Source organism: Silvimonas iriomotensis, from assembly GCF_014645535.1.
GTDB lineage: Bacteria > Pseudomonadota > Gammaproteobacteria > Burkholderiales > Chitinibacteraceae > Silvimonas > Silvimonas iriomotensis.
On sequence record NZ_BMLX01000001.1, the window covers coordinates 1,382,602 to 1,399,919 of the forward strand.

A 17,318-nucleotide genomic window follows, 5' to 3' on the forward strand; every position below is an offset into this window, starting at 1 on the left:
GTGCGAGGAGCGAGGATGGGCGTGAGAAGGACAACCGGCATGCCAGCGCCCGCTCACGCACCACCCTTCACTTCAGCCTGACTCTCTGGTGAGGCAGCGGCCACGTCTTGCCCCTGGCAAGCCGCCCACCGCACCTCACCCCTTACGCCTCACTCACTTGAAGTACTCATACTTGCCGCCCTTCCACTGATACACGCGGAAGGCCGGGACTTTCAGGTCGCCCTTGGCATCAAACGAGAGCGTACCGACCACGGTGTTGAACGAGCCATTGGCAATGGCCTTGTCCAGATCGGCGTACTTCACGCTCTTGGCTTTTTCTGCGGCTTGCTGGAACAGTTGCATGGCGGCGTAGGCGTACAGCACGTAGCCATCCGGCTCCACCTTCTTGTCGCGGAAGCGCTTGACCACGTCGGCAGCGGCCGGTTCCAGGCGGGAATCCGGGGCGAAGGTGAACAGCACGTTGTTGGCGTTGTCGCCACCGGCCGCCGTCACGATTTCATTGTTGCTCATGGTATCGCCGCCCATGATGGTCAGCTTCAGGCCGGCTTGCTGGGCCTGGCGCAAGATCAGCGCGACTTCGGTGTGGTAACCGCCGTAGGCCACCACTTCAACGCCGGCGGCCTTGAGCTTGGTGATCAGGCCGGAGTAATCCTTCTCGCCCGCGGTAATGGATTCACGCAGCACCGGCTTCACGCCCTTGGCCTGCATGCCCTTGGCCATTTCATCAGCCAGACCCTTGCCGTAGGCGCTCTTGTCATCCACCACGGCAATTTTCTTGCTGCCGAAGTGTTCAGCCAGGAAACCGCCACCCACGCCGCCTTGCTGGTCGTCACGACCCATGATGCGGAAAATGTTCTTCAGGCCGCGCTCGGTCACCTTGGGATTGGTCGAGACCGTGGCCATGGGGATTTGCGCATCGTTGTAGATATCCGATGCCGGAATGGTAGAACTGGAACACCAGTGACCATGCATGAACACAATATGTTTGTTCACCATGGCATTGGCAACGGAAACGGCTTGTTTTGGATCACAAGCATCATCACCGATTTCCAGTTTGATTTTCTGGCCCAATACGCCGCCTTTGGCATTGATATCGGCCACAGCCATTTCTGCACCAGCGCGGATTTGCGCACCGGCCGAGGCATATTCGCCCGTCATTGGGCCGGCAATACCGACCGAATAATCAGCCCATGCCGGAACAGCCAGCACACTCAGCAGGCCAATGCCGGCTGCCACAATGCTTTTCTTCATTGCCACTTTCATGATTCCTCGTCTCCAATTAGAAAACCACACAGAAAGAGTCAGCGAAAAGACATGCGCAGAGCCGGCCGCAACCCTGACGAGTACGGACACGAGCATGGCTTTGTCGCCGGAAAACAGCAGGCGTGCGGATCTTTGTCCGCTGGCACGCGCCTGCTTGTGACCTTGCCGCTAAATACACAAGGCAAAGCATTACACTTTTGATTTCCGGTCCACTTTACTGATTTGTATCCAGTCCGGTACAAACCAGTATTTCAATGATTATTTTTGATTGTTCCGACTGTTTTTATTGAATCAGTTACATCCGATATCAATTATCAAATAATGATTATCTGAAATTGCATATTGCCTGGCCAATTCAATCGCCATTGCGATGCGCCAGATGCCCCAAAGAAACCGAGGTGGTTTCTTTGACTTCTTCCATCACCGTATAACTGTGAGTTACGCGAATACCAGGCACGCTGCTTAATACCTTGCCCAGAAACGAACGATAAGAACCCATATCCGGCACGCGGATTTTCAACAGGTAGTCAAACCCGCCGGCAATCATGAAGCATTCCAGAATTTCCGGAATATCCAGCACGGCCTTGCGGAACTCGTCAAACGCAGCTTCCGAGGTTTTCTCCATAGACACCTCGACAAACACCATCAAGCCCAGCCCCAGCTTCTCTGTCGACAACTGGGCGGCGTAGCCCTTGATCACGCCGGATTCTTCCAGCGAACGTACCCGCTCCAGACAGGGCGTGGTCGAGAGGCCGACCTGCCGGGCCAGCGCCACGTTGGTCATCCGCCCTTCCCGCTGCAGGTTTTCCAGAATCTCCAGGTCTATCTGATCCAGCTTGGCCATGCGATCCCCGTCGTACTTGTGCCTTAGACCGCGTGAAAAAAACCCACTATTCACGCCTCAATGAGCAGGACGATAAACCAATCTTTTGACAAGGAACAATTTGTTATTTCTAAGTTGCAAAAATACAGCAGTAGATTGTGCTGTGTAGTTGGGGATTTCCAGCACAAGCGTCGCTAGATGACCGGTCGCTTGCCAGGCGGCGCTTAACCCGGGTGCTCCGGCGCATGACGCACCGCATGCGCCCACGACGATCCGACCACCCCGCCCAGCAACAGGAAAATGGCCGCCAGCTCCAGCGGACGCGGCCAGCGGGCGTCATAACAAAAGCCGTAAAGCAACGCAAAGACCGTCTCGAAGATGATCATCTGCCCGCCCAGCGTGAGGGGCAGGCGCCGCGTGGCGGCATTCCACAAACCGGTGCCGATCATGGAAGCGCCAATGGCAATGGCGAACATGGCCAGGGTAAACCAGCCCCAAGGCCGCACCACATCATGCGGGGTGGCCGACGGGCCCAGCACCGCCAACCCGGTCAAGAGCGCCAATCCACCCGTGGTTACGCCCATCAGCAAAGACCAGTCATGGCTGGACAGATCGCTGCGGCGTATCAGAAAACGTGCATTGCCAATGGCATAGGCACTCCAGCTCAGCAAGGCGGCCACCGCCGCACCCAGCCCGATCAACCTGGCACCCGTGCTCTGGGCGTAGTCGGCCGGCAACCGCGCCGTGAGCACGTCGGCCCCGTTACACAACACGCCCAGCACAATGGCGGTCAGCGGCAGAATCAACCGGCGCAGCGGCACCGCGTTGTGATCAGTACTGCCCGCCAGGGTGACCAGCACCGGCAGCATGCCAATCACCAGCGAGGTCGCCGCCACGCCCACGCGCTGCACGGCAATGGCCAGCATGAAGTAATAAACAAGATTCCCGGCGACACTCAGCCACAACAGGGTGAACCAGTCACGCCGCCCCAGCCGGGGCAATACGCTGCGCGCCACGGGCAGCAAGAACAGCAGAGAGACAATACCGTAGGCCACGTAGCGGCCCACCATCAGTTCAGTGGCACTGAACATGGACAACACGCGCGGCACCAGAAAAATCACGCCCCACAACGCGCCAGCCATCACGCCATACAAAATGCCCGCAAACACCGGCCTCTCCAGTTTGCCAATGGCATCAGCATAACGTACAAGGCCCGCCCTTTACGCTGCGGGTTTACCGCAATGGCGCGATACCTTAAGCCGGAACTGTACGCAGCATCATTCTGAGAATTCCGGACTTATCCGATGGAATCAGGGGCTTGTGACCAGGAAAATACGATTCGTCTTGATTGAATCTGCGGCCCTGCCGCGTGGCCTTACCATGAACATGCCTGTCCTGCCCGCCCTGCTTGGGGCACAAGCCTTTGTCCCGCCCGTTGCGGCAGACAAGGTCAACCTGTTGTTGCTGCACGCTTTTCACGCGGTAGCCACTGAACGTAATTTCGCGCGGGCGGCCGTGCAGTTGCGCATGTCGCAACCGCCGTTGATGCGCCAGGTGCGCGAACTGGAAGAGCTGATCGGCACCACATTGATCATCCGCCGCCATAACGCCGTACTGCTGACCCCGGCCGGCGAAAAGCTGGCCCGTGAGCTAGCGCAGTTGTTTGCGCAGGCGCGGCAATCCATCGCGCAGGTGTGCGAGGTTGATCAACTGGACCAGGGCGAGATCACGCTGGGTTTAAGCGCCTCCACGCTCGTCAGCAACCTGACCGGCCGTCTGGCCAGTGCGCGTGCCAGCAAGCCTGGTCTTGAGTTCCAGTACCGGGAACTCACCCCAGAGCAGCAAATTGAAGCCTTGAACAACCGCAAGCTGGATGCGGGTTTCTGGTATCTGAGTGGCGATGAGGCGCCGGGCAAATTGTCACACCGGCTGATCCAGCGCGAGGCCATGATGCTGTTCCTGCCGCAGAACCATGCCCTGGCCGCCCTGCCCGGCGTGTCGCTACGGCAACTGGCGCAGCAAGACCTGATCCGCTGCCAGACGGGCGAGGCCTGGCACAGCGGGTTTCTGAATACGCTCTGCCTGGCCCATGGTTTCACGTCACGCATTGCCAATACAGTCGGCAGCCCGTTGAGCGCGCTGGCGCTGATCGGTCAGGGAATGGGCGTGGCGCTGCTGCCCCAAGGGTATAGCCGGATGACGTTCCCCGGCGTGGTTGTCCGCCCCTTGCAAGAGACCGTGAACCTGCAACTGCATATGGTCTGGGACCCTCACCCCGCCGGCACCGCTGCGGCACGCTGGCTGAGTGAGGCACTGGGCTAGGGTTTACTGCGCGGGCTGCAGCATGTCGGGCGGCGCCCAGGCACCCTTGGCAAAATAGCTGTCCCTGCCGCGGACCTGGACATAATCCCGATCCTGCGCGATGACCAGGAGGTTCTGGTCACGCGGTAGCTCCCGGCATTCCCGGCTTTCAAACAACGCCTGGAACTTGTCCCGCTGCCCGGTTTGCACATATCTCACGCTGTTGCGTGCGGTATCGATAAAGGCGCAGGCATAGGCGCCAGGCCGCGTGGGGCCGACTTCCATACCCGTTTGCAGCCTGAATGCCGGCGCACTCGCGTTGTCGCTACCCACGCCGGCTACATCGATCAACATGCTGGCCGCGCCAACCAGAAACACGCCCAGCAGCAACCACATCTGCCACTTCTGTGATTTGCTGGTTCCCACTGCATTCATGCTGTCGACTCCGCGTGATTGGCCACCGCGGCATTGTAAATCAGCGCAGCAGGCTGGCAAGCCGGGCCATGCCCTCGTCAATGTCTTGCGGCGTGGAATGACTGAAATTCAGACGCAAACAACTAAAGCCAGGTGGCGCGGTGTAGAACGCATCGCCCGGCATGATGGCCACACCGGCCTCCAGCGCGCGCTGCATCAGGGCATGGGTGTCCAGCGGTTGCTTGAAACGCACCCAGAAGAACAAGCCGCCCACCGGTTTTTGCCAGGTCACCAGATCGCCCAGATGGCGTTCCAGTGCGGCGGCCATGGCGTCACGGCGCTCGCGGTAGATCGGCAGGATCTGCGCCACATGTTCATGCAAGCCGCCTTGCAGGGCCTGCAGGATCAAATGCTGGCTAAGGCGGTTGCTATGCAGGTCAGCCGCTTGTTTCAGGCGGGTCAGATGCGGCACCAGGTCAGGGTGTGCAATCAGAAAGCCCAAGCGCAAGCCCGGCGCCAGGGTTTTGGAGAAAGACCCCTGGTAGACCCACGGTGCGCGCTGCAAACGGCCCACGATAGGCTGCGGCGCGGCGCCATCAAAAGCCAGTTCGCGGTAGGGATCATCTTCAAACAGCGGCACGCCCGCCGCATCCAGCGCTGCAGCGATGCGATCGCGCTGGGCATCGGGGTAGCAATAGCCAGACGGATTCTGGAAAGTGGGCGTGAGATACGCCAGTTGTGCTTGCTCCAGCGCGGTGTTGAAGTCACCGGCATCCGGGCCGGCCACCGGGTCTACCGTCACCGGCAGGAAATCCGCACCAAACAGCCGGAACGATTGCACGGCCGCCAGGTAGGCCGGGGCCTCGACCAGCACGCGCGTGCCTTCTTCGATAAACAGCTTGGAGACCAGATCAATGCCCTGTTGCGAGCCAGACAGCACCAGCACCTGACTCGCGTCACAGGCGATCCCCAGGGCGCGCGCTTCTGCGGCAATGGCCTCGCGCAGTTGGGGCTCACCCTCGGTCTGGCCGTATTGCCAGCAGTTCAGATCCTGAATGCGTGCCGGGTCTGGCCGGTACAGCGCTTCTTCTGCCGGCAGGCCGCCAGCAAAAGAGATCACGCCAGGGCGACTGGCCGCGGCAAGAATGTCGCGCACCAGCGACGAGGTGAGGCGTTCGATACGCTTGGCGAACATGGCAGAGTCTCCAGCATCTATTTATGGCTTGCAGTCGGCAAAGTGGCGAAGAAAACAACAGAAACAGATAGTTAGGTCAATATATTTGACCATATATTGTTTCCCTGCGGGCAGATTGTCAATATCATTGACCCACCATATCAACCATAACAGTTGCCAACTCCTTCATGACCACCAAACGTGCTCTGAGCGAAGCCCAGGAACTGCTGTTTTACGCCTACCGTGCTTTCACCGCCGCGCCTGATGCGCTGCTGGATCAACGCGGCTGGAATCGGGTCCATCACCGGCTGCTGCATTTTATCGGGCGCGATCCTGGTATTGCCGTGAATGAACTGCTGGAAAAGCTGGGCGTGAGCAAACAGGCGGTGCATGGCCCGCTCAAGGCGCTGGTTGAAGCCGGGCTGGTCGAGACCGCGCCCGATGCAGAAGATCGGCGCGTGAAATGCCTGAGCCTGACCGAAGCTGGCGCGCAACTGGAATCGGCGCTCTCCTCGCCCCAGTTTGCAATGCTGGGCGAAGTCTTTGCCCAATGCGGCCCTCAGGCAGTTCAAGGCTGGGAAGCTGTCATGAAAGCCATGGCGAAGCGGATCAGCTAAACCGGCGGGCGGGCCCTGCCCGCCTGGGCCGGACTAGTACTCGATCGGCGTGGCTTCCAGGCTACGCCACAGATACCACGTCGCCACGCTGCGCCATGGCTGCCAGCGCTCCGCCAGCTCGCGCATGGCTTTGGGCGGCATGCGTTCGCCCTGGTTGTACAAGCGGGCGATGGCGTTGACCACGCCGATATCATCCAGCGGCAGGATATTGGGCCGCAGCATGGAGAACATCAGGAACATCTCTGCCGTCCAGCGCCCGATGCCACGGATGGCGATCAGCTCCTTGATCACGGCCTCGTCGTCCCAGTCCTGCCACACCGTCATATCCAGCCGCCCTGCGATGTGATGCCGGGACAGATCCTGCAGGTATTCCACCTTGCGGCCGGAAAGACCGCATTCGCGCAACTGGGTGGTTTGCAGGGCCAGCACGGCAGCGCTGGATAACTCGCCGCCCAGCGCCCCCAGAAACCGGTTCCAGACGGACTCTGCCGCTTTCACCGAAATCTGTTGCCCGACAATGGAGCGCGCCAGCGTCTGCCAGGCATCACCACGCCCGCGCAGGCTGATATTGGGGAACTGCGCAATCAGCGCCGCCAGCACCGGGTCCGCCGCCGCCAGCGCGGCGGTGGCTTCATCCCAGTATGGCGGGCGCGGCGTGCCGGTCATTCGCCCGCCACGGTCATGCCACTGATCAACAAGGAGCCGATACGGCGGCTGGACGACAACTGAATGTCACTGCCCACGCCAACCACATTCAGGAACATGTTCTTGAGGTTGCCCGCGACCGTGATTTCTTCCACCGGATACTGGATCTGGCCGTTTTCCACCCAGAAACCTGCGGCGCCACGCGAGTAATCGCCAGTAACCATATTGGTGCCGTGCCCCAGCAACTCGGTCACCAGCAGGCCGGTGCCCAGTTCTGCCAGCAACTCGTCAAACGAGGCGGTCGGCGTCACGATCAGGTTATGCGCGCCACCGGCGTTACCGGTGCTTTGCATGCCCAGCTTGCGTGCGCTGTAGCTGGACAGGAAATAGCCTTGTTGCACGCCGGCATCAATCACCGTGCGGCGCTGCGTAGCTACGCCCTCGGCATCGAATGCGCCGCTGCCCAGGCCTTTTTTCAGGAACGGGTCGTCCACAATGGTCACGCACGGGGAAAACACCGGCTTGCCCAGGCTGTCGAGCAAGAACGACGACTTGCGATACAGGCTGCTGCCACTGACCGCGTTGACCCAGTTGCCCAGCAAGGACGAGGCCAGTGAAGCTTCGAACAGCACCGGGTATTCGCCCGTTTTGACGCGGCGCGCGCCCAGGCGACGCAATGCGCGTTCGCCCGCCTTGCGCCCGACGATCACGGCGGGTTCCAGGTCTTTGGGATCGCGCATGCTGGTGTACCAGTAGTCGCGCTGCATACCGCTTTCGTCTTCTGCAATCACGGCTGCCGAAACGCCATAGCGCGAGCCGGTACCCGCGCCGACAAAGCCCAGCGAATTGCCGTAGGCCCAGCGCGAGGCATGGGTCGAGGCTGAGCCGCCTTCCGAATTGGTGATGCGCGGGTCCACCCCGCGCGCGGCGTCTTCACACTCGGTGGCGATGCGGATGGCGTCTTCCACCGGCAAATCCCACGGGTGGTAAAGATCCAGATCCGGAAAATGCGTCGCCAGCAGGTTTTTGTCCGGCAGGCCGGCGTATTCATCTGCGGCGGTATAGCGGGCAATGGCCAGCGCCGCTTTCACGGTATCGGCCAGCGCCTGCGCAGAGAAGTCAGACGTGCTGGCGTGGCCCTTTTGCTTGCCCAGGAACACGGTCACACCCATGCCCTTGTCACGGTTGTATTCAATGGTTTCCACATCACCCAGGCGCACGTTGACGTTCTGGCCAAACGATTCGGAAATATCCACTTCGCAATCGCTGGCGCCTTGTTTCCTGGCTTCATCCAGAACCTGACCGACCAGCGAGGTCAGTTGCTGTTCGCTAAAACTGAATCCGGACACGATTTTCCTTTTAGATGATTGGCGAGCACGCCCGCGGCGTGGTCCATGTCGTAGTTTGTTATGATAGCGGTTTTGCAGTAATGGCCCCAAACATGGCACATAACGACTCTTACGACCAGCACGACGATGACGTCGAACTGGTAAGCAAATCCCAGATGAAGCGCGAAATGACCGCGCTGCAGGATCTGGGGGCGGAACTCATCCCGCTGGATATCAAACTGATTGAAAATCTGGGCCTGCCTGAACGCCTCGTCATGGCGATCCGCGAATGCAAGCGACTCAGGGCACATGGTGCCATTGCCCGCCAGAAACAATACATCGGCAAGCTGATGCGTGATGTAGACCCGGAGCCGATCCGCGCCATGCTGGCCCGTATTGCCGGCCAGTCTGACGAGCACAACGCATGGCTGCACAAACTGGAACGCCTGCGCGAGAAAATGCTGGTTGAGCCCAAAGCGGTGGAAGCGTTTGTGGCCGAGCATCCGGACGTGGACGTGCAACACCTGCGCCAGTTGATCCGCAATGCCATCAAGGAACGTGAACAGCAAAAACCGCCCAAGGCGTTTCGCGAGTTGTTCCAGCTCTTGAAAGAACAGTTTGCCCAGCCGGTTCAGCCCAATCCGGATGGCACGCTGCCCGAAACCGACGAGGAATAAGCCCTGATGAGCTGGCAAATGCAGTGCGAAGGTTTTCTGTTTGATATGGATGGCACGCTGGTGGATTCCACCGTGCTGATCGAACGCATCTGGCACGGCTGGGCGCTCAAGAACGGCATCGATTTTGATTTCCTGATGCAGCACGTGCACGGCCGCCGCGGTGTGGAAACCATCGAGATCGTCGCCCCGCACATGGATGCCAAAGCCGAAGTTGTCGCTTTGCTGGCGCAAGAGATGGAGATGATGGAAGACATCCCCGCCATCCCGGGGGCAGCGGCCTTTCTGGCCAGCCTGCCTGCCGGCCGCTGGGCGGTGGTGACCTCGGCCTCCCGCGCGATCGCCCAGGCCAAACTGCGCGCCGCCGGCCTGCCGGTGCCAGACCTGCTTGTCAGCTCGGACGACGTCGAGAACGGCAAGCCGCATCCGGAGCCCTATCTGAAAGGCGCGGCCTTGCTCGGCTTGCCGCCGTCGCGTTGTGTGGTGTTTGAAGACGCCGAAGCCGGCATCCGCTCCGGCCATGCTGCCGGCATGAACGTGGTCGCCATCCTGCATGCCAGCGGCCACGAACCCACCGGTCTGGCTGGCGCCAAAGTGGCGCACTACGACGAACTGACCCTGCGCCCCGGTGAGGGTGCTGCGCTGATTCTGGAACAACGCTCATGACATTCAGGATTGGTCTTGTCTCCGTCTCTGACCGGGCCTCGCAAGGCGTGTATGAAGACAAGGGGATTCCCGCGCTGGAAGCCTGGTTGCGCAATGCCCTGATCACGCCATTTGAAACCGTCACCCGGCTGATTGCTGACGAACAGCCGGTGATCGAGGCCACGCTGATCGAACTCGTCGACGAACTGGCGTGTGACCTGATCCTGACCACAGGCGGCACCGGCCCGGCCCTGCGTGATGTCACCCCGGATGCCACGCTGGCCGTCGCTGACCGCGAAATGCCCGGTTTTGGCGAGCAAATGCGGCAGATCAGCCTGAAATTTGTGCCCACGGCGATCCTGTCGCGCCAGGTGGGCGTCATCCGCAAGCGCTGCCTGATCCTGAATTTGCCCGGTCAACCCAAGTCCATCCGTGAAACCCTGGAAGGACTCAAGGATGGGCTGGATCATGTGATCGTGCCGGGTATTTTTGCCGCCGTGCCGTATTGCATCCAGTTGCTGGAAGGCCCGTATATCGAAACGCGCACCGACGTGGTCGCCGCTTTCCGCCCCAAATCCGCCATCAAACCGCAGGAATGAACCGTGAGCACCACCCCGTCTTTGCTGGACACCATTGAAGTCGAAACTGGCGACAACCCGACTGCCGCCGTGATCTGGATGCATGGTCTGGGCGCCGACGGCAACGACTTTGCCGGTATCGTGCCGGAGCTGGGGCTGCCTGATGACATGGCCGTCCGCTTTGTTTTCCCGCATGCGCGTTTCATGCCGATCACCTGCAACAATGGCTACACCATGCGGGCGTGGTACGACATTCTCTATTTTGAGGATATTGACCGGCATGCGGATGAAAACGGTATCCGCCAGTCATTGGCCGATGTCGAGGCCCTGATCAAGGACCAGAACGCCCGCGGCATTCCGACGCAGCGCATTGTGCTGGCCGGTTTCTCGCAAGGCGGCGCCATTGCCTACACAGCCGGGCTGACCTACCCGGAACAACTGGCCGGCATCGTCGCGCTCTCCACCTATTGGCCCTCGCCTGCCTTGATTGAACAAAACCGGAGTGCTGCCAACGCAGCAACGCCGGTTCTGGCCGCTCATGGCACTGCAGACCCGGTCGTGCCCGTTGCACTGGGGCGCCGCGCCCGCGCTGCTACAGAAGCACTGGGCAACCCGGTGGAGTGGCATGACTGGCCGATGCAGCACTCGGTCTGCCTGCCGGAAATCCACGCGATCGGCCGGTTTCTGACCAAAGCGCTGGGTTGATTGCACGCTGCACCAGATGAAAAAAGGCTTTGTCGTTCACCGACAAAGCCTTTTTGTTTTTTGGCGCCGCTGCAGGTCAGTGCTTCTGGCCCATCACCTGCACAGTGACCCAGGTCCAGTCCACGCCCTTGTCCAGCGACCGGGTCAGACTCACCGTAAAGTGACGGTCCCGCGCCTGAACTTCATAGGTGCGATCCGCATCATAATTGGCCGAATGCATCAGCAAGGTATTGCTGGTCACGCCATCAACTTCGTAGGGCAAGTACAACGCTGAGTTTGCGGTGTGCAAGGCAGAGCTATCAAACTCGGCAAAATCAGTCACTTCCAGCGCGCGCGGCGGTGCTGCGGCTGCAGCGGTAGTCTGGATATTCACCGCGACCGGCGTCGCGCTCAGCAATTGCAGGCCGGCGTAAATCTGGAACTCGTTCATGCGCGAGATACGGCGCACCACACAGACCTTCCAGCTATCTTCTGCGCCAAAGCGCATGCCGATCATTACGCCCGGACGCACCCAATCGGCACCAGCGGCTTCCAGCGTCGCGCCGTAACCGCCTTCAGATTCATTTTCCACACGCCAGGACTGCCAGTCAGGCTGCTCGGCGCGCTGCACGATCTGCGGGGCCTGCGCCTGACGTGAACGGGTGCGCGCAGAGACAAACCCGTACAGACGCATGTCCATGACTTCATCGTAATCGACGCCGGTTTTGGCTTCGTCCGGCTGACGGGAGAACTTCTCGTTGTCAGCGCGAATCTTGCGGTGCAAGCGATCAAGGCCGAACACCACATCGGCCTCTTTGTGCACGTCACGGCGATCACTGCGGGCAAACTGGGCATTGCGCACTGCCATGCCCCAGAACACGTCCAGATGCTTGAGGAGTTCCAGGCAGGCCGGGCCGCGCACATCATTGCCCAACCCCAGACTGGCCGGCGAGGCACCAGCTTCCAGCCGCGCAATCAGGCTTTGCACTTCGTTCAAGAGTTCGTAAATGCCCCAGTAACGATACGGGTCACCCTGACTGTCATCGCCAATTTTCTCCGGCCCTTGCTTGCCGCTCAGATTGACACAGTAATGGTGATGATCGGGCTGGTAACGGCGGGCAATCAGGACATTGCGCGACCATTTATCCAGCCACTGATCCACCCAGTCAAGCTGACGCACAGCCAGGTTGTTGGACGACACCGTGTTCAGCATCAACAACTGGATGTATTCATCCGCGCAGGAACTGACTTCCGCGCCGTGATGCGGATACAGCGGAAACGGATTGCAGTCGAAGCCGTCAATCTCGGAGAGCCGGTACAGGCTGTGCGCCTGCGACCAGAGCTGCCCCGGCACGCGATCAAAGCGGAAATAGTGCCATTTGGCCAGCACGCCCACGTAATGCAGGCAACGTGCCAGCACCAGCGGCATCATGCCATCGTAAGCCTGCTTTTCTTCGCCATCGACTTCCACCTTGGCAAAGCGCAGATACGCCTTGACCATAGAGTCGGCCAGCCCCGTGATGTCCAGCCACAGGCTTTGCTCGATCTCCTTGGGCATGCGCGGGTTAGAGACGTACTGATAGCGGATGCGCTCGTAGCCCATCTGCACGCTTTCATCGATCTTGATCAACGCCTGCAACACCTCAGGCGACAGCTTGTCATCCGCAGACAAAAACGCGTTGACGACCGAGGCCACTTTCGCCCGCTGGGCTTGCGGGTCTGCCAGCTCAAGCTTCTTGCACCATGCATTGACCTGACGCGGGTTCTCAAGCGGGGATGCATCTCTTGAGAACAGATTATTGAGAAACGATCTCATGGTTTTCCTGTGCTTTGCCGTCTTACGCGGCTGCGCCTTGTGTCCCGTCCTGGCGTACCCAGTTAACGGCTTCTTCCAGGTTATCAAAGATTTCGATCCGGGCCTCGGAGAACAGCGTGTTGACCCACGCGGACCAGGCAACCCACTGGTCTGTTGTCACCACGGCGACCCGACCAAAATCATTGCGGTGTGTCTTGGCAAACTTGTACTCCTCCACCGCCATGTCCAGCGTGTAGCGGACCATGCCGGTCATGTCGAACAAGAGGTTGGGTTTGCCTTCAAAATTGATCTTGTAGCGCACGTCATCTTCAAACTGACGAAAATCATGCACCGTGAATTCGTTGAAAACAGCGACCGACACATAACCTGGCTCATGGGTAACGCTGATCATGGCACCCCCGACACTGGCTGGCTTGTTCAGTAATCAAAGCCTGATAACAGGCACTCTGTTTACATCATTTACATTGTTCAATCCGCTGCGACCCTGACCGGGCCACTGAAGTTCATTACTTCAGTTTTCGTCGTCTTCCGCCAGGTCACGCCGGTTGGTCAACCGGGCGCGAATCATCAGCATTTTCATTTCACGCACCGCCGTTGGCAACCCGACAATCAATGCTTGCGCAATGATAGCGTGACCAATGTTCAGCTCGGAAACCTGGGCAATGGCGGCAATGGGTTCTGCATTGTGATAGTTCAAACCGTGCCCGGCGGAAACCACCAGCCCCAGATTGGCCGCATATTCTGCCGCCACTTTGACCCGCGCATATTCCGTCTCTCTGGCCCGCCGATCAAGTGCGCCTGCGTACCTGCCTGTATCAAGCTCGATGGCTTGCGCACCCAGCGCCTGCGCCAGGCGGATCTGTTCGAAATCCGGCGCCAGCAAGACGCTGGTTCTGACGCCTGCGGCATTGAGCTTTTTGATGTATTCGCCAACCTCGGCCTTGTTACCGCGCACATCCAGCCCGTGCGAGGTGCTTTGCTGATCGCCGTCGGCCGGCACCAGGCAGACATCTTGTGGCGCAATCCCCAGCACGAAGTCCAGCAAGGACGGGTTCAGTGCCATTTGCAGGTTCATGCGGGTCTGCAACAGGGCCTTGATCAGCCTGACATCCTCATCGCCTACATGGCGGCGGTCTTCGCGCAGGTGCACGGTAATGTGATCCGCGCCGGCTTGCTCTGCCACCTGGGCAGCAAAGACCGGACTGGGATAACGGGCATCACGCGCGTTGCGCAGGGTCGCAACGTGATCGATATTTACGCCAAGCGAAAGGTCACCAACCATATAGCAGTCTCTCCGCAGCTATGCTGTTCAGCCGGAAGAAGCGGCGCAACCCGGGTTGCACCCACCCTCGCCCGGACAAACTGACACTTCAATCATAAGCCACCCGCGCCCGGCACCCAAGCCAGAATCAGATATCCGCCTGATTTACCACCCTCGGCGGATCAGATGCGCTGCAGGTCCAGCAAAAGCTGGCGGGTATGCAAGGGCGCGTCGCCCAGCGCTACGGTCAGCGCTTGTCGCATCAAGAGTTTGCCTTGCGCCAGAACGCGCTCGTCAGCAAGCCGGCCTGCTGCCAGTTCCTGCAATACAGCGCCATCAAAGCGCCCGCGGCCGCTGTCAGCAAGCAGCAAACCTTGACCGGCAACAAAGTCATATTGCTGATCAGCTTCGATATTGCGCCCCGCAATATCGTGCGCAAGATCCACGCCATACCCAAGTTCGGTCAGCAATTTAAGCTCAAACCCGCGCAAGATGGGTTCGACTGCACTGCCCGCCTCTACTGGCAAGCTTGTCAGGTCACGGATCGCTTCGAAATAGGCCGCAAACAGGGCCGGCTGCGGTTCTTCCCGCGGCATCAAGCGCACCAGCAACTCGTTCAGGTAAAAGCCGCACAGCAAGGACAGACCGGCCGGCTGCGTCATGCCGCCCTGCCACTCTGCCGCGTGCAGGGTTTTGACGTCAGCGCCGCCAAACCAGGACATCAGCAAGGGCTGGAAAGCCAGCAAGGTCCCCCGCAGCTGGGAGCCCGGCCGTTGTACGCCGCGCGCGGCAATGGAAACGCGACCGTAATCGCGGGAGAACACTTCAATCAGCCGGCTGGTTTCGCGCCAGGCGTATTGATGCAGGATAAAAACCGGTTGCGTGTCCACGCGCGGCTGGCCTTTGCCGCCGCGGGTACGGGACACTTTAGGAGGAGAACCTGCCGGGCGTCGCGCCAAATCAAGGCTCCACGCGCGGCCGGTTTATTCGAAACCTTGCTGGCGCAGTACGCGGGTATCGTCTGCCCAGCCGCTTTTGACCTTGACCCAGACTTCCAGATACACCTTGGCGTCAAAGAGCTTTTCCATATCCTGGCGCGATTCTGTAGCGATGCGCTTGAGCTTTTCGCCATTCTTGCCGATCAGGATTGCCTTCTGGCCATCCCGATCCACCAGCACCGCCGCGTAAATACGGTACAGCGGCCGGCCATCACGCATGGTTTCTTCATCGAATTTCTCGATTTCCACCGTCATGGCATAAGGCAGCTCGTCGCCCAGCGTGCGAAAGAGCTTCTCGCGCACAATCTCCGCCGCGAGGAAGCGCGAATTGCGGTCGGTGATGTGGTCTTCCGGGTACATCGGTACGGATTCAGGCAGCAGCGGTTGAACCGTCTGCAGCAGAACATCAAGCTGCTGGGCGCGCAGCGCCGACACCGGGACAATCGCGTGGAACTCGAAGCGCTCGGCAATTTTTTCAATGAACGGCAGCAAGGCTTCTTTCTGCGCCAGCTGGTCGATCTTGGTGATAACCAGCAGCACCGGGCGGTGTTTGGGCAGCAACTTGAGCACCGCTTCATCGGCCGCGCCAAACTGGCCAGCTTCAACCAGGAACAGCACGGCATCCACGTCGGCCAGCGTCGTGGTCACATTGCGGTTCATGGCATCGTTCAATGCGTTTTTGTATTTGGTCTGGAAACCAGGCGTATCAACAAAAACGAACTGCGCTTCATCAGTGGTATACACGCCGGTGATGCGATGGCGCGTCGTCTGCGCCTTGCGTGAAGTAATACTGATCTTCTGCCCGATGAGATGGTTCATCAGCGTGGACTTGCCCACATTGGGACGCCCCACGATGGCGACAAAACCACAACGGAACCCTGCGGCGCTCTCCGGGCCGGCAATAATTTCGGAATCAGCCATGACAGGCTCCAGACTTGAATTGAATTGGGGAATGGGTCAGGGCCGGCCGTGTGGCCGGGCTAACCCTCAAGCGCGCTTGGGCGCTTTGCCTGGGTATTTCTCTTTCAGCATACCCAGTGCTTCACCCGCGGCAAGTTGTTCTGCTGAACGCCGGCTTGGGCCTTGCGCCAGTGTAGTGACTTTCAGCGCGGGAATGCTGCACGACATCTCAAAGACGAGGTTAGGCGATTCGCCTTCCTGGCGCACCACCTCGTAGACCGGCAAGGCATGGTGACGTGCCTGCAACCATTCTTGCAGCGCAGTTTTCGGGTCTTTGAGCGCGCGGGCCGGATCAATGGATTCGATACGGCTCACAAACAGCCGTTCGATGATGGCTTGCGCCGCTTCAAACCCGCCATCCAGCCAGGCCGCGCCAAAAATGGCTTCCAGCGCGTCGGCCAGAATCGATGGCCGGCGATGACCGCCACTTTTAAGCTCGCCCTCGCCCAGCCACAGATAATCACCCAGGTTAAGTTCACTGGCGACGCTGGCCAGCGACTCTTGCCGCACCAGGCTGGCGCGCAAACGCGACAACTCGCCTTCGTTCAGCTTGGGAAAATGAATAAACAATGACCGACCGACGACGGCGTTCAACACCGCATCGCCGACAAACTCAAGGCGTTCGTTGTGGGTGGAAGCAAAGCTGCGGTGTGTCAACGCCTGCTTGATCAGGCGTTGATCAGAAAAGGAATAACCGAGCACCTTTTGCAGGTGCTCGGGTGGGAGAACAATGGACACTGTTTACTGACCCGCCGAAGCGCCGCTTGTTTTGTACACATCAAAGGCAAACAGCAAGCTGCAGTTACCTATCAGCGGGACCACGCGCTCGTAGCTCACGCTGATCGTGGTAATGCCACCAGCCTGGCTGATCTTGAGATCTTCCGGCTTGACCGAATCCATATCATTGATCTGCGCATGCTTGCTGAACGAAGACCGGATATCTGCCGGGCTTGCACCCGCCTCTTCCTTGGCCAATGTGGTAATCGTCTTCTCAATGTTGAAATACTCGACCCACGCCGGCACCACCTTGAAAAAGGTGACCGCAGCGGCAGCCACAACAATGGCTACCAGAATAAAACCGAAAAACGACAAACCCGCTTGCTTGCGCATTTTTTATATCCCCTTCTATGCCCCCGG

At 59.5% G+C, this 17,318-nt stretch carries 20 protein-coding genes; 6 read left to right on the forward strand and 14 right to left on the reverse strand.

Annotation, left to right across the window (positions count from 1 at the left end):
- Positions 1 to 153 precede the first annotated feature (153 nt).
- From IEX57_RS06170 to IEX57_RS06180, 3 genes are all read right to left on the reverse strand, one after another.
- Entirely contained in the window at positions 154 to 1,251 is a 1,098-nt protein-coding gene (locus tag IEX57_RS06170; RefSeq protein ID WP_188703337.1) for a branched-chain amino acid ABC transporter substrate-binding protein, read from the reverse strand.
- A 367-nt stretch (positions 1,252 to 1,618) separates the two neighbouring features.
- Positions 1,619 to 2,107 (reverse strand): Lrp/AsnC ligand binding domain-containing protein, encoded by a 489-nt coding sequence (locus IEX57_RS06175; protein WP_188703338.1) that lies wholly within the window; start codon positions 2,105 to 2,107, stop codon positions 1,619 to 1,621.
- 203 nt (positions 2,108 to 2,310) lie between these two features.
- Positions 2,311 to 3,255, reverse strand: a complete 945-nt coding sequence (locus IEX57_RS06180; RefSeq protein ID WP_229708791.1) for a DMT family transporter — start codon at positions 3,253 to 3,255, stop codon at positions 2,311 to 2,313.
- Between the two features lie 211 nt (positions 3,256 to 3,466).
- Between IEX57_RS06180 and IEX57_RS06185 the strand changes: the two genes are divergently transcribed.
- A complete protein-coding gene (locus IEX57_RS06185; RefSeq protein ID WP_188703339.1) occupies positions 3,467 to 4,408 on the forward strand; it encodes a LysR substrate-binding domain-containing protein in 942 nt (313 codons plus the stop codon).
- A 3-nt stretch (positions 4,409 to 4,411) separates the two neighbouring features.
- On the opposite strand, the gene IEX57_RS06190 is transcribed toward IEX57_RS06185, so the two are convergent.
- Both IEX57_RS06190 and IEX57_RS06195 read right to left on the reverse strand, forming a co-directional pair.
- Positions 4,412 to 4,822 carry a hypothetical protein gene (locus tag IEX57_RS06190; RefSeq protein ID WP_188703340.1) on the reverse strand — a complete coding sequence of 137 codons (411 nt, stop codon included), beginning with the start codon at positions 4,820 to 4,822 and terminating at the stop codon, positions 4,412 to 4,414.
- A 40-nt stretch (positions 4,823 to 4,862) separates the two neighbouring features.
- Positions 4,863 to 5,996, reverse strand: a complete 1,134-nt coding sequence (locus tag IEX57_RS06195) for an aminotransferase-like domain-containing protein (RefSeq protein ID WP_188703341.1) — start codon at positions 5,994 to 5,996, stop codon at positions 4,863 to 4,865.
- Between the two features lie 167 nt (positions 5,997 to 6,163).
- Here IEX57_RS06195 and IEX57_RS06200 point away from each other — a divergent pair, with 167 nt between their 5' ends.
- Positions 6,164 to 6,592 (forward strand): MarR family winged helix-turn-helix transcriptional regulator, encoded by a 429-nt coding sequence (locus IEX57_RS06200; RefSeq protein WP_188703342.1) that lies wholly within the window; start codon positions 6,164 to 6,166, stop codon positions 6,590 to 6,592.
- A 33-nt stretch (positions 6,593 to 6,625) separates the two neighbouring features.
- Here the strand turns inward: IEX57_RS06200 and IEX57_RS06205 are convergent, their stop codons facing one another.
- The gene (locus IEX57_RS06205) at positions 6,626 to 7,258 is read right to left on the reverse strand and encodes a DNA-3-methyladenine glycosylase family protein (protein ID WP_188703343.1); all 633 of its coding nucleotides are present in this window, start codon (positions 7,256 to 7,258) and stop codon (positions 6,626 to 6,628) included.
- A complete protein-coding gene (gene pmbA, locus IEX57_RS06210; RefSeq protein WP_188703344.1) occupies positions 7,255 to 8,586 on the reverse strand; it encodes a metalloprotease PmbA in 1,332 nt (443 codons plus the stop codon). Before pmbA ends, IEX57_RS06205 begins: the two co-directional genes overlap by 4 nt.
- 92 nt (positions 8,587 to 8,678) lie before the next feature.
- On the opposite strand from pmbA, the gene yjgA reads away from it, so the two are divergent.
- From yjgA to IEX57_RS06230, 4 genes are read left to right on the forward strand one after another with little or no spacing between them, the layout of a single operon-like run.
- Entirely contained in the window at positions 8,679 to 9,242 is a 564-nt protein-coding gene (yjgA, locus tag IEX57_RS06215) for a ribosome biogenesis factor YjgA (RefSeq protein WP_188703345.1), read from the forward strand.
- Between the two features lie 6 nt (positions 9,243 to 9,248).
- Positions 9,249 to 9,905, forward strand: a complete 657-nt coding sequence (locus tag IEX57_RS06220; RefSeq protein WP_188703346.1) for an HAD family hydrolase — start codon at positions 9,249 to 9,251, stop codon at positions 9,903 to 9,905.
- On the forward strand, positions 9,902 to 10,483 hold the full coding sequence (mog, locus tag IEX57_RS06225) for a molybdopterin adenylyltransferase (protein WP_188703347.1): 582 nt from the start codon (positions 9,902 to 9,904) through the stop codon (positions 10,481 to 10,483). The genes IEX57_RS06220 and mog overlap by 4 nt, the downstream gene beginning before the upstream one ends.
- A gap of 3 nt (positions 10,484 to 10,486) precedes the next feature.
- Complete coding sequence (locus tag IEX57_RS06230) at positions 10,487 to 11,167, forward strand: alpha/beta hydrolase (protein WP_188703348.1); 681 nt, start codon at positions 10,487 to 10,489, stop codon at positions 11,165 to 11,167.
- A 76-nt stretch (positions 11,168 to 11,243) separates the two neighbouring features.
- On the opposite strand, the gene IEX57_RS06235 is transcribed toward IEX57_RS06230, so the two are convergent.
- From IEX57_RS06235 to IEX57_RS06265, 7 genes are all read right to left on the reverse strand, one after another.
- Positions 11,244 to 12,962: a cyclic-di-GMP receptor FimW-related protein gene (locus IEX57_RS06235; RefSeq protein WP_188703349.1), complete on the reverse strand. Its 1,719-nt coding sequence runs from the start codon at positions 12,960 to 12,962 to the stop codon at positions 11,244 to 11,246.
- A 22-nt stretch (positions 12,963 to 12,984) separates the two neighbouring features.
- The gene (locus tag IEX57_RS06240) at positions 12,985 to 13,353 is read right to left on the reverse strand and encodes a SpoIIAA family protein (RefSeq protein WP_188703350.1); all 369 of its coding nucleotides are present in this window, start codon (positions 13,351 to 13,353) and stop codon (positions 12,985 to 12,987) included.
- A 120-nt stretch (positions 13,354 to 13,473) separates the two neighbouring features.
- Complete coding sequence (locus tag IEX57_RS06245; RefSeq protein ID WP_188703351.1) at positions 13,474 to 14,244, reverse strand: pyridoxine 5'-phosphate synthase; 771 nt, start codon at positions 14,242 to 14,244, stop codon at positions 13,474 to 13,476.
- 161 nt (positions 14,245 to 14,405) lie between these two features.
- Positions 14,406 to 15,149 carry a DNA repair protein RecO gene (recO, locus tag IEX57_RS06250; RefSeq protein ID WP_188703352.1) on the reverse strand — a complete coding sequence of 248 codons (744 nt, stop codon included), beginning with the start codon at positions 15,147 to 15,149 and terminating at the stop codon, positions 14,406 to 14,408.
- Between the two features lie 57 nt (positions 15,150 to 15,206).
- Positions 15,207 to 16,142, reverse strand: coding sequence for a GTPase Era (gene era, locus IEX57_RS06255; protein ID WP_188703353.1), 936 nt, complete (start codon positions 16,140 to 16,142; stop codon positions 15,207 to 15,209).
- Positions 16,143 to 16,208: 66 nt separating this feature from the next.
- Positions 16,209 to 16,919 (reverse strand): ribonuclease III, encoded by a 711-nt coding sequence (gene rnc, locus IEX57_RS06260; RefSeq protein ID WP_188703354.1) that lies wholly within the window; start codon positions 16,917 to 16,919, stop codon positions 16,209 to 16,211.
- A gap of 3 nt (positions 16,920 to 16,922) precedes the next feature.
- Positions 16,923 to 17,291: a DUF4845 domain-containing protein gene (locus IEX57_RS06265; RefSeq protein WP_188703355.1), complete on the reverse strand. Its 369-nt coding sequence runs from the start codon at positions 17,289 to 17,291 to the stop codon at positions 16,923 to 16,925.
- Positions 17,292 to 17,318: the final 27 nt, after the last annotated feature.

Coding starts and splice junctions, on each gene's coding strand:
- IEX57_RS06175 (WP_188703338.1), bottom strand. CDS start 2,107: ATGGCCAAGCTGGATCAGATAGACCTGGAGATTCTGGAAAACCTGCAG.
- IEX57_RS06195 (WP_188703341.1), bottom strand. CDS start 5,996: ATGTTCGCCAAGCGTATCGAACGCCTCACCTCGTCGCTGGTGCGCGAC.
- IEX57_RS06265 (WP_188703355.1), bottom strand. CDS start 17,291: ATGCGCAAGCAAGCGGGTTTGTCGTTTTTCGGTTTTATTCTGGTAGCC.
- IEX57_RS06205 (WP_188703343.1), bottom strand. CDS start 7,258: ATGACCGGCACGCCGCGCCCGCCATACTGGGATGAAGCCACCGCCGCG.
- IEX57_RS06190 (WP_188703340.1), bottom strand. CDS start 4,822: ATGAATGCAGTGGGAACCAGCAAATCACAGAAGTGGCAGATGTGGTTG.
- IEX57_RS06220 (WP_188703346.1), top strand. CDS start 9,249: ATGAGCTGGCAAATGCAGTGCGAAGGTTTTCTGTTTGATATGGATGGC.
- IEX57_RS06170 (WP_188703337.1), bottom strand. CDS start 1,251: ATGAAGAAAAGCATTGTGGCAGCCGGCATTGGCCTGCTGAGTGTGCTG.
- IEX57_RS06200 (WP_188703342.1), top strand. CDS start 6,164: ATGACCACCAAACGTGCTCTGAGCGAAGCCCAGGAACTGCTGTTTTAC.
- yjgA (WP_188703345.1), top strand. CDS start 8,679: ATGGCACATAACGACTCTTACGACCAGCACGACGATGACGTCGAACTG.
- era (WP_188703353.1), bottom strand. CDS start 16,142: ATGGCTGATTCCGAAATTATTGCCGGCCCGGAGAGCGCCGCAGGGTTC.
- IEX57_RS06245 (WP_188703351.1), bottom strand. CDS start 14,244: ATGGTTGGTGACCTTTCGCTTGGCGTAAATATCGATCACGTTGCGACC.
- IEX57_RS06185 (WP_188703339.1), top strand. CDS start 3,467: ATGAACATGCCTGTCCTGCCCGCCCTGCTTGGGGCACAAGCCTTTGTC.
- IEX57_RS06235 (WP_188703349.1), bottom strand. CDS start 12,962: ATGAGATCGTTTCTCAATAATCTGTTCTCAAGAGATGCATCCCCGCTT.
- mog (WP_188703347.1), top strand. CDS start 9,902: ATGACATTCAGGATTGGTCTTGTCTCCGTCTCTGACCGGGCCTCGCAA.
- IEX57_RS06240 (WP_188703350.1), bottom strand. CDS start 13,353: ATGATCAGCGTTACCCATGAGCCAGGTTATGTGTCGGTCGCTGTTTTC.